General features: G+C 66.8%; 15 protein-coding genes. 6 read left to right on the forward strand and 9 right to left on the reverse strand.

The annotated features are described in order from the left end of the window. Window positions 1-66: 66 nt before the first annotated feature. From AC5Y36_RS15090 to rpsF, 6 genes are all read right to left on the reverse strand, one after another. Window positions 67-1,404 carry an LAGLIDADG family homing endonuclease gene (locus AC5Y36_RS15090; RefSeq protein WP_500041733.1) on the reverse strand — a complete coding sequence of 446 codons (1,338 nt, stop codon included), beginning with the start codon at window positions 1,402-1,404 and terminating at the stop codon, window positions 67-69. A gap of 154 nt (window positions 1,405-1,558) precedes the next feature. Further along, window positions 1,559-2,935, reverse strand: coding sequence for a replicative DNA helicase (gene dnaB / locus AC5Y36_RS15095; RefSeq protein ID WP_500041734.1), 1,377 nt, complete (start codon window positions 2,933-2,935; stop codon window positions 1,559-1,561). Between the two features lie 466 nt (window positions 2,936-3,401). Next, window positions 3,402-3,860 carry a 50S ribosomal protein L9 gene (rplI, locus tag AC5Y36_RS15100; RefSeq protein ID WP_500041735.1) on the reverse strand — a complete coding sequence of 153 codons (459 nt, stop codon included), beginning with the start codon at window positions 3,858-3,860 and terminating at the stop codon, window positions 3,402-3,404. 20 nt (window positions 3,861-3,880) lie between these two features. Next, window positions 3,881-4,141 carry a 30S ribosomal protein S18 gene (gene rpsR / locus AC5Y36_RS15105; protein WP_500041736.1) on the reverse strand — a complete coding sequence of 87 codons (261 nt, stop codon included), beginning with the start codon at window positions 4,139-4,141 and terminating at the stop codon, window positions 3,881-3,883. Window positions 4,142-4,201: 60 nt separating this feature from the next. Further along, on the reverse strand, window positions 4,202-4,720 hold the full coding sequence (locus AC5Y36_RS15110; protein WP_500041737.1) for a single-stranded DNA-binding protein: 519 nt from the start codon (window positions 4,718-4,720) through the stop codon (window positions 4,202-4,204). Between the two features lie 82 nt (window positions 4,721-4,802). After that, complete coding sequence (rpsF, locus tag AC5Y36_RS15115) at window positions 4,803-5,093, reverse strand: 30S ribosomal protein S6 (RefSeq protein ID WP_500041738.1); 291 nt, start codon at window positions 5,091-5,093, stop codon at window positions 4,803-4,805. Between the two features lie 153 nt (window positions 5,094-5,246). On the opposite strand from rpsF, the gene AC5Y36_RS15120 reads away from it, so the two are divergent. Then, the gene (locus tag AC5Y36_RS15120) at window positions 5,247-5,756 is read left to right on the forward strand and encodes a hypothetical protein (protein WP_500041739.1); all 510 of its coding nucleotides are present in this window, start codon (window positions 5,247-5,249) and stop codon (window positions 5,754-5,756) included. A gap of 51 nt (window positions 5,757-5,807) precedes the next feature. Here AC5Y36_RS15120 and AC5Y36_RS15125 read toward each other — a convergent pair whose 3' ends face one another. The 3 genes from AC5Y36_RS15125 to AC5Y36_RS15135 are packed head-to-tail and all read right to left on the reverse strand — an operon-like array spanning window position 5,808 to window position 10,292. Then, the gene (locus tag AC5Y36_RS15125; protein WP_500041740.1) at window positions 5,808-7,409 is read right to left on the reverse strand and encodes a glycosyltransferase family 87 protein; all 1,602 of its coding nucleotides are present in this window, start codon (window positions 7,407-7,409) and stop codon (window positions 5,808-5,810) included. Then, entirely contained in the window at window positions 7,406-9,853 is a 2,448-nt protein-coding gene (locus AC5Y36_RS15130; protein ID WP_500041741.1) for a transglycosylase domain-containing protein, read from the reverse strand. The genes AC5Y36_RS15125 and AC5Y36_RS15130 overlap by 4 nt, the downstream gene beginning before the upstream one ends. Then, window positions 9,846-10,292, reverse strand: coding sequence for a DUF5318 domain-containing protein (locus AC5Y36_RS15135; RefSeq protein WP_500041742.1), 447 nt, complete (start codon window positions 10,290-10,292; stop codon window positions 9,846-9,848). The genes AC5Y36_RS15130 and AC5Y36_RS15135 overlap by 8 nt, the downstream gene beginning before the upstream one ends. Window positions 10,293-10,374: 82 nt before the next feature. Here AC5Y36_RS15135 and AC5Y36_RS15140 point away from each other — a divergent pair, with 82 nt between their 5' ends. The 5 genes from AC5Y36_RS15140 to AC5Y36_RS15160 all read left to right on the forward strand — a co-directional run bounded on the left by AC5Y36_RS15140 (window position 10,375) and on the right by AC5Y36_RS15160 (window position 14,954). Beyond that, the gene (locus AC5Y36_RS15140) at window positions 10,375-11,259 is read left to right on the forward strand and encodes a DUF1707 SHOCT-like domain-containing protein (protein ID WP_500041743.1); all 885 of its coding nucleotides are present in this window, start codon (window positions 10,375-10,377) and stop codon (window positions 11,257-11,259) included. A 189-nt stretch (window positions 11,260-11,448) separates the two neighbouring features. Next, window positions 11,449-11,991, forward strand: a complete 543-nt coding sequence (locus AC5Y36_RS15145) for a PadR family transcriptional regulator (protein WP_500041744.1) — start codon at window positions 11,449-11,451, stop codon at window positions 11,989-11,991. A 63-nt stretch (window positions 11,992-12,054) separates the two neighbouring features. Then, the gene (locus tag AC5Y36_RS15150) at window positions 12,055-13,155 is read left to right on the forward strand and encodes an inositol-3-phosphate synthase (protein ID WP_500041745.1); all 1,101 of its coding nucleotides are present in this window, start codon (window positions 12,055-12,057) and stop codon (window positions 13,153-13,155) included. A gap of 82 nt (window positions 13,156-13,237) precedes the next feature. Next, window positions 13,238-14,125: an Rv0045c family esterase gene (locus AC5Y36_RS15155; protein WP_500041746.1), complete on the forward strand. Its 888-nt coding sequence runs from the start codon at window positions 13,238-13,240 to the stop codon at window positions 14,123-14,125. A 31-nt stretch (window positions 14,126-14,156) separates the two neighbouring features. Further along, window positions 14,157-14,954, forward strand: a complete 798-nt coding sequence (locus AC5Y36_RS15160) for an LLM class F420-dependent oxidoreductase (protein WP_500041747.1) — start codon at window positions 14,157-14,159, stop codon at window positions 14,952-14,954. Window position 14,955 lies beyond the last annotated feature (1 nt).

Here is a 14,955-nt window from a genome sequence, read left to right on the forward strand (position 1 = left end):
GGGCCGCATATCCGTTGCTTTACACCGAGATACTCTCACGATCCGGGTTTATCCCGGCGCGGACATTTACTGATTCGGGTCCCTCACTAGTGCCCCACCGATCACCACCGGATAATCACCGCAGAGCAACAAGCTAGGGACGTCACGGCTGCCGAGGTATGCGATGCTGACCACCCGGTCCCAGTAGATGTCGTCAGTCGCGACATCGTGAAGGAACGGGCTCTCCAGCACAACCGATAGTCGATCTAGCCGCGTTCGACCGGGACAATGTGTCCACATGCGCGGGCCATCGAACCTCGTCTTTGTCGCTAATGCGAAGTCCTTGTCTGACCAGTTTAGTTCTGTCATACGTGCTCTCACGTGATCCCACACCTCGATGGGGATGGTGTCGGTGCCCGGTCGCCGCGATCGGCCTGCCAGCTGGGCTACAACCTCATTCGCCGCAACTCCGCGCGCGCCGTGCACGCCAACTTGGGTGAGAAATCTGACTTGATTGACCGCTCGATCAATTGAGAGGAACCAGCAATCACGATAACCGGCCTTGTGGGTGCACGTGACTCTGGCCTGCACGCCAACTCGGAGGAGCAGGTTCACCACACCGTCGATGAGTCGCCGGCTGGTCGAGGCGTAGTAGACCCTCGCTTGCGATGTCTTCTTATCCCAGCGCACCGAACCATCGGTTGCCCACAAGTGCCGCAGAAATAGGCCCACCCGGTCGGTGGGTAGTGCGAAAACGGGTTCAGGGATGTACTTCTCGTAACTTCGTCGCCCGAATTGGCCGAGGCCGTCTAGCCATTCAGCAATGGGATTGCGCTTGCCGTGTGTCAATCGGTACGGCGCCGGTAGACGTAGCGTTGTCACACGGGCGGCTGGGTAGTCGTCACGAATCGGTGTCACGCCGAAATGTGCCGCAGCAATGCTCACTGCCGCAAGGTTTGCCTCGTCGACGGACGCGTAACGGATCGGTTGGCGCCGCACACATGATCCGTCGCCGATCATGTGCGCCAACAGGATTATTTCGGACTGATGCATGGGCTGCGGCCTGGCGGGAGTACCCAATCGTCGCAGCACACCAAGCCTGCTCCCTTTCACCAACTCGGCCACCGGCGCCCAGCCATCAAGCTTGAGGAACTGCTGGTCCGAAGCGAGCTCTAGCTCACGACCCGAGGCCAGCTTTAGCCGGTACATTTCACGGCTCTTGATGTCGACGCGACCTGCACCTTTCCGACGGACCAGCCGCCTTCGGTTGTCCACCGACCACAGCAGCGGTATCTCGCCGGTTCGCGTTAATTCCGGCAACGAAATCTCGGATCCACTGTCAGCCCGGAGGATACGGGAATGCGCTGTTGCTGATGCGGCTGCACTTGTGCCCAAAGTCGCGGGCGAAGCGCTGTCTGGCTTCATGACAACAACTTATCGACGCCCACTGACATCAAAAACGATGGTCAGTAGCTGTGCGCGCCGGATGTGCGCACACGCAGAGGCGGCACCAACCACCGGAGTGCTGCGGTGGCGGCAGCAGTATTAGCACAACAGTGGCGCCGCCACCTATTACAGCTCAGTGCGCCATGTTGGTAAACCGCGACAAATGCAGCTGATGCGCCACCGTCACTGTCTTGGTCGGGCCGTTACGGTGTTTGGCCAGAATCAAATCCGCCTCGCCACCGCGTGGGTCGTCCCGCTCAAACGCGTCGGGCCGGTGCAGTAGAATCACCATGTCACTATCCTGTTCGATGGCGCCTGACTCCCTTAGATCAGCTAACATTGGCTTCTTGTCGGTGCGCTGCTCAGGACCACGGTTCAGCTGGCTGAGCGCGACGACCGGCAGCTCCAGTTCCTTCGCCAAAAGCTTTAGTTGCCTTGAGAATTCCGACACCTCCTGCTGACGCGACTCGACCTTTTTGCCGGAAGACATCAGCTGCAGATAGTCCAGCACCACCAACCGCAGGTCGGACTTCTGCTTCAGGCGACGGGCCTTGGCGCGGATCTCCATCATCGTCAGGTTCGGTGAATCGTCGATATACAGTGGCGCTTCACTGATTTCACTCATCCGCCGGGCCAGCCGGGTCCAGTCATCGTCGGTCATTCGGCCCGAGCGCATGTCGCCGAGTTTGATCTTCGCCTCGGCCGAGAGCAGCCGCATGACGATCTCGGACTTGCTCATTTCCAGCGAGAAGATGACGCTGGGCAGCCGGTGTTTGATCGAGCACGACCGCATGAAATCCAGCGCGAGCGTCGACTTCCCCATACCCGGCCGCGCCGCGATCACAATCATCTGCCCCGGATGCAACCCGTTGGTCACCTCGTCGAGATCGGTGAACCCGGTCGGTACGCCACGGGCGATACCGCCGTGCGAGGCGATCGCGTCGATCTCGTCCATGGTGGGCTGCAGCAGGTCTTCCAGCGGCACGAAGTCCTCGGAGAGCCGTCGGTCGGCGACGTCGTAGATCTCGGCCTGCGCGCGGTCGACGATCTCGGCGACATCGGCGCCCTCCGCGCCGGCGTAGCCGTACTGCACCACCCGGGTGCCGGCCTCCACCAGCCGGCGCAGCAGCGCCTTCTCCGCGACGATGCCGGCGTAGTAGCCGGCGTTGGCGGCGGTGGGCACCGTGGAGATCAGCGTGTGCAGATAGGGCGCCCCGCCGACCCGGCGCAGCAGCCCGCGCCGGTCGAGCTCGGCGGCCACTGTCACCGCGTCGGCCGGCTCGCCTCGCCCGTAGAGGTCCAGGATGGCGTCGTAGACGTTCTGGTGCGCCGGGCGGTAGAAGTCGCCGGGCCGCACCCGCTCCAGCACGTCGGCGATGGCGTCCTTGGACAGCAGCATGCCGCCCAGCACGGACTGCTCGGCGGCGAGGTCCTGCGGCGGCTGGCGACCGACGTCTTCCCGCGGCGGCTCCTCGATGCCCGAGTGCCCGAGGTCGTCGACCACCGCCATCTATCCCCACCTCCCTGGGACCAAACTTCCAAAGCCCCCGAACGCCCGTTGGTCGCCCGTGCCCGCACCGTAAATCAACGGTCGGACATCGCGTGCCGGGTAGACGGTAGATGTTGCTAGCGAAGACACCAAGCGGTGCTGTTCATGAAGTTGTGGATCGCGTGTGGATAGGCACCGCCACCCGTGTTGAGGCGGTGGGGAGAACTTGTGGATCACCCCGTGACGATGCGGTATCACTGCAGATAAGGGCACCACACGCAGGTGTATTACCTGTGGATGACAATCCGTTCGGCGTGTCGAGTCAGGTTGCCGTCTCGGGCGTGTTGCGTAACTGCCGGATTGGCAACGTGTGAACGCCGGGTTAGCTTCGCTACCCGGCCGCTGGCGGCGACAGTTCGCTGGCCCATACAGCAACGCCCCGGTGGCGGCCGATTACGGCGCCACCGGGGTGTTGGGAGATTGCTGGTCAGGCCTGCGCGACGATGTCGACGTCGAGCGCGACGTCGACGTCGGGGTGCAGATGCACCGACACCTTGTGGGTGCCCAGGGCCTTGATGTGGGCTTTGGGCAGTCGGACGATGCGCTTGTCCAGGCTGGGCCCGCCGGCCTTCTTGATCGCCAGGGCGATATCGCCGGCACTCACCGAGCCGAACAGCTTGCCGGAGTCCGGCGCCGTCTTGACCGGCAGCGAAATGGTGCCGAGTCCGGCGATGGCCGCCTTGAGCTCGTTGGCGTGCTCAAGATCGCGCACCGTCTTAGCTTCGCGGGCCCGCCGGATCTCGTTGGCCTGCCGCTCGGCGCCACGCGAGGCCACAATGGCCAGCCCGCGCGGGAGCAGGTAGTTGCGTCCGTAGCCGTCTTTGACTTCGACGGTGTCACCGGCGACACCCAGGTGATCGACCTCCGCGGTCAGAATCAATTTCATGTTCGTCTTTCCGTTCTGGCTTACCGCGACGCCGAGGTGAAGGGCAGCAGTGCCACCTCGCGGGCGTTCTTCACGGCAAGCGCGATGTCCCGTTGGTGCTGGACGCAGTTGCCGGTGACACGGCGAGCACGGATCTTGCCGCGTTCGCTGATGTAGGTCCGCAGCAGACCGGTGTCCTTGTAGTCGATCGGCTGGCTCTTCTTGCCGCAGAACGCGCACTTGCGTGTCTTGATCGGCTTTTCCGGCGCAGGACGCCGCTTGCTGGATTTGGCCTTGGCCATCTGTGTATCTCTTTTCGTTCTGTGATTCGTCGTGGGGCGTGCTTGTTCGCACGCCGCGGATTAGAAGGGTGGGTCCTCGTCGCTGCCGCCGAAGGAACCCGACGGCGGGGCGCTGCCCCACGGGTCCTCGGCAGGTGCGCCGCCGGATGCGGCCGGGGCCTGCCCGCCGCCACCGCCGCCGAAGCCGCCGCCACCACCGCCGCCGCCGCCGCGGCTGACCTTGTTGACCTTGGCCGTGGCATAGCGCAGCGAGGGCCCGATCTCGTCGACCTCGATCTCCATCACGGTGCGCTTCTCACCCTCGCGGGTTTCGAAGGACCGCTGCTTGAGCCGTCCCGTGACGATCACCCGCATTCCACGAGTGAGGCTTTCGGCCACGTTCTCAGCGGCCTCGCGCCAGATGTTGCACCGCAGGAACAGCGCTTCGCCGTCCTTCCACTCCCCGCTTTGCCGGTCATAGGTCCGCGGCGTCGAGGCGACGGTGAAGTTCGCGACGGCGGCGCCGGACGGAATGAACCGCAACTCGGGGTCGGCGGTCAGGTTTCCGATAACGGTGATGGTGGTGTCACCAGCAGCCACAAGGCCCTCCTGGGATCGATTGCACGCTTTTGGGGCGAGCCTACGCAACGTCTCGGACATTGCGAGGTCGTTCACGCCTCGGCTAGCTCTTGTCGGTCCGCATCACCTTGGTGCGCAGCACCGACTCGTTCAGCCCCAGCTGACGGTCGAGCTCGGACACCGTCTTCGGCTCGGCTTTCACGTTGACGACGGCGTAGATGCCTTCGGCGTGCTTGGCGATCTCGTAGGCCAGTCGGCGCCGACCCCAGATGTCGACTTTCTCCACAGTTCCGCCGTCATTGCGGATGACGTTCAGGAACGTCTCCAAGGACGGGGCAACGGTGCGCTCGTCAAGAGTGGGGTCAAGGATGACCATGATTTCGTATGGACGCATGGGAACCTCATCACCTCCTATGGTCGTCTGCGGCCACGGCGGATTCCGTGGCAGGAGGGTCGCCTGCGTCGGCAACCTGCACAGGCTACCGGATGCGGGTCCGACCTGCGAAATCGTGGCCGCGCCCGGGCCGTTGTTACCCTCGGCCGTGCGATGACTGTTCGGATTCTGCTGCTGCCTTGGTGGGCGCGTGCGCTCGTCTTCATGTTCCTGTGCGCGGCCGTCCTGGGTCTGGTCCGGGTGCAGAACGTGGCGGTGCTCGCCGCGGTCAGCATCGCGGCCGGCGCGATGGCCGCCGCCACGACCCAACGCAGCCACCACGCCTACCGGGAAGCGGTGGACGGGCTCAGCTCCGCCGATCGTTCGGACGCGATCGCCGCCCTGCACCGGGGGGCGCTGCCCAAGACGGCGGCGGTGCGGGCCGCCACCACCCGGTTGGGCAAGATCTACCTCGACGGCGCGGCGAGGTCCTGGTCGATGATCGTCGTCACCGCCCCGATCCTGGTCCTGATGTTCGCGATCGTGACGATCGCGGAGATTCGGACCGGTCTGCTGCTGGCCGCCGTGCCCTTCGGCGTGCTCGCCGCGCTGATCGCCATCGGCACCGGGTGGAGCTGGTACCAGCCGCGGGTAGTGCGCCGCCGGCTGGATTCGATGCTGTGACGCGCCCCTTGATTCTGCGGTGAGGGCGGACTCTGCCGCCGAAATCGCGCCCTAGACGCAGAGTGGACGGGAAAGATCCTGCGCGGCCGCCGGGCGCAGCCACGGCGGCAGCCATCGCGGCGGCTGGTCGGGTGCCTCGTCGAACACCCCACCGGCCGGGTCGTCGATGCGGCCGTGCCAGCGGACCAGATCCTGATCGGGCCGGTAGATTTGGCGCACCACCAGCACGCACAGCCCCAGCACCGCCAGATCACGCAACAGCACCGTTGCGGTGAACCACTGCTCGGTCAGTCCCCGATTGCTGGCGCCGTACAGGAAGTACATCCGCGGTATCCACACCAGCGCGTCAAGCGTCATCCACGCCAACAGGATCCGCCGGTGCGGAAGTGCCAGCACCGCCAGCGGCACCAGCCACAGCGAGAACTGCGGGCTCCACACCTTGTTGGTCAACAGGAACGCCGCCACCACCAGGAACGCCAGCTGGGTCAGTCGCGGCCGCTGCGGGGCGGTCAGCGCGATGTACCCGATTCCCGCGCAGCACAACAGGAACAGCACCATCACGACGGCGTTGAGCACCTGCGGCGGTTGCCAGAAACCCAGGCCGGGATCGAAGCCCCGCCACCCGGTGAACGACTTGATCACGTTGTACAGCGAGTCCATGTCGTCGCCGCGGCGGGTGTTGAGCCGGAAGAACTCCGACCAGCCGCGCGGGTACAGCAGCATGACCGGCAGGTTCACCAGCAGCCAGGTCAGCACGGCGGCCAGCGCGGTGCGGCCCACCTCCCGCAACCGCCCGGTCCGCAACCCCAACACCAGCAGCGGCCCCAGGAACAGCACCGGATACAGCTTGGCCGCGGTGCCTAATCCGATCAGCACCCCGGCCCGCACCGGCTTGCGCCGTGCCCACGCCAACAGCCCGGCCATCGCGAAAGCCGTTGCCAGCGCGTCGAAGTTGGTGAAGATCTGGAAGATCAGCAGCGGCGACGCGGCCACCAGCGCCGCGTCCCACACCCGCCGGCCGGACAGGCCCGCACTGGCCCACACCGTGACCAGCCACGCCAGCGCCAGCCCGAGCGCGACGATGTCGAAGAACATCACCACCTCGGCGACCACCGGAATGGCGATCAGCTTGCTGACCACGGTGTAGGTCTTGGCCAGCGCCATCGCGACGTACTGGTAGACCCCGGTCAGCACCGGGTACTCCATGTAGCGCACCGCGCGTTTCCCGTCGTACTGGATTTGCGGCTCACCGGCGCCGTCGGTCTCCACCCAGCTGGACTTGTACGGAAACTTGCCCTGGCTCAACAACTCTGCGCCGTAGAGCGGCACGGTGTCGGAGTAACACAACTCGTAGTACGCCCGGTCATTGCCCCAGTTGGCCACCCGCTGATCGCCCGCGCCGCTGCCGGTGCTTTGCAGGCATGGGGACTTGGTCACCCAGCCCAGCGCCAGGAACACCAGCGCGAAGGCGAACATCACCCGCAGCGGCGTCCAGAACCTGCCCCGCCCGATCACGGCGTGCCGGCCCACCGGTCCCCCGATGACGTTGGACAAGGCGTTGCCCAGCATGTCGGTGCGGCTGGGGCAGTCGCGGTCATCGGCCGTGCGCAGATCGGTGGCCAACGGCCCCGGTGACACGCCTCGGCCCGTCACGGCGGCGGCGGGGGCGCTTGCGGGGGCAGCTCGCCGACCGGCGGTCCCGCCGGTGCGGCCGGGACAACGGTCGGCGGTCCGACCGGGATGGTGATTCCGGGGGCGATCTCGATGGTGGGCTGGATGGTGATCTCGGTGGGCGGCCCGCCGGCTTCGGGGCCGGGCGGCGGGGGCGGCGGCGCGGCCGGAACGCCCGCGTACCCGCCGATTTCGGCCGGCTTGGGGAACGACTCGTTGTCGGTGCCCTTGAGCGCACCGTCCATCGTCGCCTTCCAGATGTCCGACGGCAGCCCGGAGCCGTACACCGGACCACCCCAACTGTTCTTCAGCGGCTGATCGCCGTCGGCGGTGCCGACCCACACCGCGGTGGACAGCGACGGGGTGTAGCCGACCATCCAGGCGTCCTTGTTGTCGCCGGTGTCGCCCAGCTGGGTGGTGCCGGTCTTGGCCGCCGAGGGGCGCCCGCCGGCCAGGTTGTGTCCGCGCGACCATCCGGCGATCGGCTGCATCGCGGAGGTGACGTTGTCGGCGACGGCCTTGTCGATGCGCTGCTCACCGTCGTCCCCGGAGGTGGCGGCGTCGAAGAGGACCTTGCCGTCGGAGTCCACCACCTTCGCCACGAAATGCGGGCGGTGGTAGACGCCTTCGTCGGCCAGGGTGGCGTACGCCGACGCCATGTCGATCACCCGGGTCTGGTACTGGCCCAACACGATCCCGTTGTTGGGTGGTCCGCCCTTGCCGTCCTCGGACAGGGTGTGCGGCACCCCCGGGAAGGAGCCGGCGACACCGGCCTGATGCGCGGCCTCCGCGACGTCCTCGGGCCCGTTCTTCAGCTTGAGCATCAGCCGGTAGTAGGAGGTGTTCAACGATCGTTTGAGCGCTTCGGCGATGCTGCAGGTTCCGCAACCCTCGCCCTCGACGTTGGTGATCTTGATGTTGTCGACGGTTACCGGTGAGCTGTCCACCTGGTAGCCCAGGCCGATGCCCTGCTGCAGCGCCGCGACCAACGCGAACACCTTGAACGACGACCCGGTCTGCAGACCGGCCTGGGCGAAGTCGAAACCGTTGGCCACCGAACCGCCGTAGTAGGCCTTCACCGCGCCGTCGTGCGGGTCGATGGAGACCACCGCGGCGCGCATGTCGGGGTTCTGGCCGTCGAGGTTCTTCGTCACGGCTTGTTCGGCGGCGCGCTGAGCCTGCTGGTCAATGGTGGTGGTGACCTGCAGCCCCTGGGTGTTCAGCGTCCGCTCGTCGATATTGAACAGTTCGAGCAGTTCCTTGGTGACCTGGCGCTGAATCAAACCGTTGGGCCCGGTGATCTCGTCGGCGTCGCGGGCCAGCTCGGGCGCGACGGTGGGCGGGAACACCTGGGCGGCACGGTCGGCCGGTGACAGCGCCCCGGTCTCCACCATGCCGTCGAGCACCCAGTTCCACCGCTCGGCGGCCCCCTGCGGGTCGATCGCGGGGTCCAGCGTGGACGGGCGCTGGATCAGCGCGGCCAGCAACGCCCCCTCGGCGATGTTGATCTGTTCGACGGGTTTGTCGAAGTAGGCCTTGGACGCCGCGGCGATCCCGTAGGCGCCCCGGCCGAAGTAGATGATGTTCAGATAGGACTGCAGCACTTCGTCTTTGGACCATTGGCTGGCCATCTTGGTGGCGATGACCAGCTCCTTGGCCTTGCGCACCAAGCCGCCCATGCCGGCGCGCTGCGATCCGACCAGCGCGTTCTTGACGTACTGCTGGGTGATGGTCGAGCCGCCCTGGGTGTCGCCGCCGAACAGGTTGTTCTTGATCGCCCGGGCAAACCCGCTGATCGAGAACCCGGGGTTGGTGTAGAAGTTGCGGTCCTCGGCGGCGATCACCGCGTTGCGGAGCTGGACGGGCACCTGGCTGATGTTGACGTCGACCCGGTTGCCCTCGGGCGGGATGATCTTGCCGAGCTCGCCGCCGTCGCTGTAATAGATCGTCGACACCTGGTTGGTGCGGATGTCGCCGGGCTGGGGGATGTCGACGATCGCGTAGGCCATCGCGAACGTGATGATCGGCAGCGCCACCATCACCACGACGGCCGCGTACAGCGTGCGTCGTACCCACTTCCAATTGACCGGCGGCAGCAGCCGCGGCGGTGGCTGGCGGGGGCGGCGACGCGTCGGTGCCGGCGGCTCGGCGGGTGGCGGGGGCTCGGGTGGGGCGGCGGGTTCGGGCCGCCGCGGCTGATTGTCACCGCTCAGCCGCTGGTCGCGCTCCCGGCGCCCGCTGTCGAGGGCCGCCTTGACGGCCTCGATCGGATCCCGCAGATGCGGCGCGGTGTCATCGGTCACAGCCGGGATGATCGCGGTCATCCGGTCGTCGTCAGGAACCGGCCGGCGGTGCGGCAACCGGTCAGCCGGTGAGCCCTTGGGCTCGTTGCTGGCTGACTGGTCGTCGCCTCCCTCGCTATTCACTGGCCGTACGCGCGCCGCCGTTGCGCGCCGTCCGTGTATTGCGTGACCCCTTGCGTGGGCGGGCCGGGCTCGCCGGGCGGGGTGTGCCGAGCACGTACGACTTCACCAGGTGATTCCAGCTGCAGGTGCGGCACACCTCCACCACGTGCACGGCGAACTCCGAGAAGCGGGTGGTCAGCATCACCAGCTCCTCGGCGGTGCGCGCCGAGCCGGACACCGCACCCAGATGTTCGCCGAACACCCAGGACACCAGGGTGAGCGGCTCTTTGCGGCAGATCGGGCACATCACCGCGCTGGGCTTGCCGTGGAACTTGGCCGCCCGCAGCAGGTAGGGGTTGGCGTCACAGACCTCGGTGACGCCGATCCGCCCGGAATACACGTCGGCCAGCAGCGAGCGGCGCCGAAGCGCGTAGTCCACCACCTGTCGCTGCAGTCGCACGTTGACCAGAGTACGTCGAGTCGGGCGGCGGCGACGGTCTGTCCCGAGTGTCGCCACTGCGCGGCGGCCGCGAGTACCGCCGATGCCGTCGCACGAGGATCGGCGCGACTCTACGATCGTCGCCGTGGCAATACGGCAGTCCGCGACCACGCGGGCCAAGGACAGCGACCGCGACGACACGTGCCGGATTCTCGACGGCGCGCTCGGCGAGGGCCAGCTGTCGATGACCGAGCACCGGGAACGGATCGGCTCGGCGACCAGCGCCGTCACGCTGGGCGATCTGCACGCGCTGGTGTCGGATCTGCAGACCGGCGGCGCACCGGTCCAGCTGCCGGCGTTGCGGCCGCGGCTGCCGGTCGGGAACTGGGGTGTCACGGCAGCCACCCTGATCGTCGCCGTGGTGCTGGGTGTCGGCATCGGCTGGATGGTCTACGGCAACACCAGCTCGCCGCTGAGCTTCACGTCCGATCCCGGCGCCAAGTCCGACGGCGTCACACCGGTGGTGCTGACCCCGCCCAAGCAGCTGCATTCGCTGGGCGGCCTGACCGGCCTGTTCGAGCAGATGCGCCAGAAGTTCGGCGACACCAAGGGCTATCGGCTGGTCATCTACCCCGACTACGCGTCGCTGGATCGCCCCGACCCCCACGAGGAGCGCCGGGTGCTGGACTACTACTACCGCGGCGGCTTTTCCGACCCGACCAGCTCGGCCAAAAGCGATCGGTCCACCCTGGTCGATCTGGGTGCATTCGACGTGAAGGCCACCGTCGGGATCCTGCGCGGAGCCCCGGAGACGCTCGGCATCAAGTCCGCCGACGTCAAGACCACGTATTTGATCATCGATCCGGCGAACGACCCGACCGCGCCCGGAACCCTGACGCTGTCGGTGTATGTGTCCAGCGATTACGGCGGCGGCTCCATCGAGTTCGCCGGCGACGGCACGGTGAAGCGGGTGAACTACCCGTCCTAGCGGCGATCGCAAGTGCGGCGAAGCCGGGCGCAGCGGGTCGCCGTTGCCAGGTAATACAGCCGCTGAACAGCAGGCGAACACCGTCGGCTTGGCGCAAATATATCGGAGCGATACTATGGCGCGAAGCGTCGCCACGCGGTAACGGGCGAGCAGCCTGCCGGTAACCGTGGAGCAAAAGGAGGTGATTCGATGCTGGAACTTGCCATCTTGGGCCTTCTGCTCGAATCGCCCATGCACGGCTATGAGCTGCGCAAGCGGCTGACCGGGCTGCTCGGAGCCTTCCGCGCCTTTTCCTACGGATCGCTGTATCCCGCGTTGCGCCGGATGCAGGCCGACGGCCTGATCGCCGAGGACGCGGCACCGGCCGGCACCCCGGTGCGCCGGGCGCGCCGGGTGTATCAGCTGACCGACGCCGGGCGGCGTCGTTTCACCGAACTCGTCGCCGACACCGGGCCGCAGAACTACACCGACGACGGCTTCGGCGTCCACCTGGCGTTCTTCAATCGCACCCCCGCCGAGGCGCGGATGCGGATCCTGGAAGGCCGCCGCCGGCAGGTCGAGGAACGCCGCGAAGGCCTGCGCAACGCGGTCGCCCGCGCCAGCAGCTCGTTCGACCGGTACACCAGCCAACTGCATCAGCTGGGGCTGGAGTCCAGCGAACGGGAAGTCCAATGGCTCAACGAGCTGATCGACGCCGAGCACTTGGCCCAGCGCCGAGCTGAACAAACCTGAAGCAAACCGGGTAACCCCACAGCAGTACACAGCATGACAGAAGGTAGGAGAAGGAGACCGTCCATGAGTGAGCAAACCGCGCAGTCGACGGATGTGCGAGTCGCCATTGTCGGCGTCGGGAACTGCGCGTCCTCGCTGGTACAAGGTGTCCAGTACTACCAGGACGCCGACGACGCCTCGAACGTTCCGGGCCTGATGCACGTGCGGTTCGGCCCCTACCACGTCCGCGACGTGAAGTTCGTCGCCGCGTTCGACGTCGACGCCAAGAAGGTGGGCTTCGACCTCTCTGAGGCGATCTTCGCCTCGGAGAACAACACCATCAAGATCGCCGACGTGCCCCCCACCAACGTAATCGTGCAGCGCGGCCCGACCCTCGACGGCATCGGCAAGTACTACGCCGACACCATCGAGATCTCCGACGCCGAGGCCGTCGACGTGGTCAAGGCCCTGCGCGACGCCGAGGTCGACGTGCTGGTCTCCTACCTGCCGGTGGGTTCGGAAGAGGCCGACAAGTTCTACGCCCAGTGCGCCATCGACGCCAACGTGGCGTTCGTCAACGCCCTACCGGTGTTCATCGCCTCCGACCCAGTGTGGGCCAAGAAATTCGCCGACGCCGGCGTGCCGATCGTCGGCGACGACATCAAGAGCCAGGTCGGCGCCACCATCACCCACCGGGTGATGGCCAAGCTGTTCGAGGACCGCGGTGTCACGCTGGACCGCACCTACCAGCTCAACGTCGGCGGCAACATGGACTTCAAGAACATGCTCGAGCGCGAGCGGTTGGAGTCCAAGAAGGTCTCCAAGACCCAGGCCGTGACCTCCAACCTGACCGGCTCACTGGCCGGCAAGGTCGAGGACAAAAACGTGCACATCGGCCCGTCCGACCACGTGGCCTGGCTCGATGACCGCAAGTGGGCCTACGTGCGCCTGGAAGGCCGCGCCTTCGGCGACGCTCCGCTGAACCTGGAGTACAAGCTCGAGGTCTGGGACTCGCCCAACTCGGCCGGCATCATCATCGACGCGGTGCGCGCCGCCAAGATCGCCAAGGACCGCGGTATCGGCGGCCCGATCATCCCGGCGTCGGCGTACCTGATGAAGAGCCCGCCGAAGCAGCTGGCCGACGACGTCGCGCGCACCCAGCTCGAAGAGTTCATCGTCGGCTAGGTCCGCGACCCTGCGCTGACCCGGCAAGCCGTTCGAATTTTGCCGGGTAATCGCGGTGCCAACCCGGAGTAACGTCGCCAGAGTGCTATCCGACGACGAACTGGCGGGCCTGTCCGAGTTCGCGATGCTGCCCGGCAACGCCGAACAGGCCGGCGTGGTCGGTCTGTTGCCCGAGGTGGAGCGCGTCGAGGTCGGTGCGATCAGCGCGTTGCGCTGGGGGACCGCGTCACCGCGGGTGGTATTCCTGCACGGTGGCGCACAGAACGCGCACACCTGGGACACCGTCATCCTCGGACTCGGTGAGCCCGCGCTGGCTGTGGACCTGCCCGGGCACGGCCGCTCCGGCTGGCGCGACGACGGCGACTACTCGCCCCAGCAGAATGCCGCGGCCCTGGCACCGGTGCTGCGTGAACTGGCCCCGGCTGCCGATCTGGTGGTCGGGATGTCGCTGGGCGGGCTGACCGCGATCCGGCTGGCGGCCACCGCACCAGAGCTGGTCCGCCGGCTGGCGATCGTCGACGTCACTCCCTCGGCGTTGCAACGGCATTCGCAGATGAGCGTCGCCGATCGCGGGACGGTCGCCTTGGCCCAGGGCGATAGGACGTTTCCCGATTTCGCCTCGATGCTCGAGGCCACCGCGCTGGCCGCCCCGCACCGGGATCGGGAATCGTTGCGGCGCGGCCTGTTCCACAACACGCGCCGACTGCCCGACGGCAGCTGGACGTGGCGCTACGACTCCATCCGCACCGTCGGGGACTTCACCGAGCTGTGGACCGATGTGTCGGCGATCACCGCGCCCACCACTTTGGTCCGCGGCGGGGACTCCGCGTTCGTCACCGCCGAGGACGTCGCCGAGTACGCCCAGCGCTCGCCGGGCCTGGTGAGCCACGTGGTGACCGGCGCCGGGCATGCCGTCCAGAGCGATCGGCCGCGTGTGCTGGTCGAACTGCTGCGCATGGCGCTGGCCTGATGCCCATTGATTCCGGCGATATGGTGGCGAGATGACCCGACCCATCCGCATCGGCGTGCAACTGCAACCCCAGCACGCCCCGCAGTATCGCGCGATCCGCGACGCCGTCCGGCGCTGTGAGGATCTCGGTGTCGACATCGCGTTCAACTGGGATCATTTCTTCCCGCTCTACGGCGACCGCGACGGACCGCACTTCGAATGCTGGACCATGCTGGGCGCGTGGGCCGAGCAGACCTCACGCATCGAGATCGGTGCACTGGTTTCCTGCAACTCCTACCGCAACCCTGAGCTGCTGGCCGACATGGCCCGCACCGTCGACCACATCGGCGACGGCCGGCTGATCCTGGGCATCGGCTCGGGCTGGAAACACCGGGACTACCGCGAATACGGCTACGAGTTCGGGACTGCGGGCAGCCGCCTCGACGAGCTGGCCTCCGCGATGCCGCGGATCAAAACCCGGCTGGCCCAACTGAATCCACCGGCGGTCCGATCGATCCCGATCCTGATCGGCGGCGGCGGCGAGCGCAAAACCCTGCGTCTGGTCGCCGAACACGCCGACATGTGGCACAGCTTCGCCACCGCCGAGGACTACCCGCACAAGGCCGCGGTGCTGGCCGAGCACTGCGCCGCGGTGGGCCGCGACCCGGCGACGATCGAACACTCGGCGGCACTCGGTGGCGATCAGACCCGGGGAACGGTCGACGAGCTGCTCGCCGAGGCCGACGCACTGGCAGACCTCGGGGTGGGGCTGCTGACCATCGGCAGCAGCGGCCCCGACTACGACCTGACCGGCGCCGAGGCGCTGTGTCGATGGCGCGATCAGCGGTAGG

The organism is Mycobacterium sp. NGS50 (genome assembly GCF_059812545.1).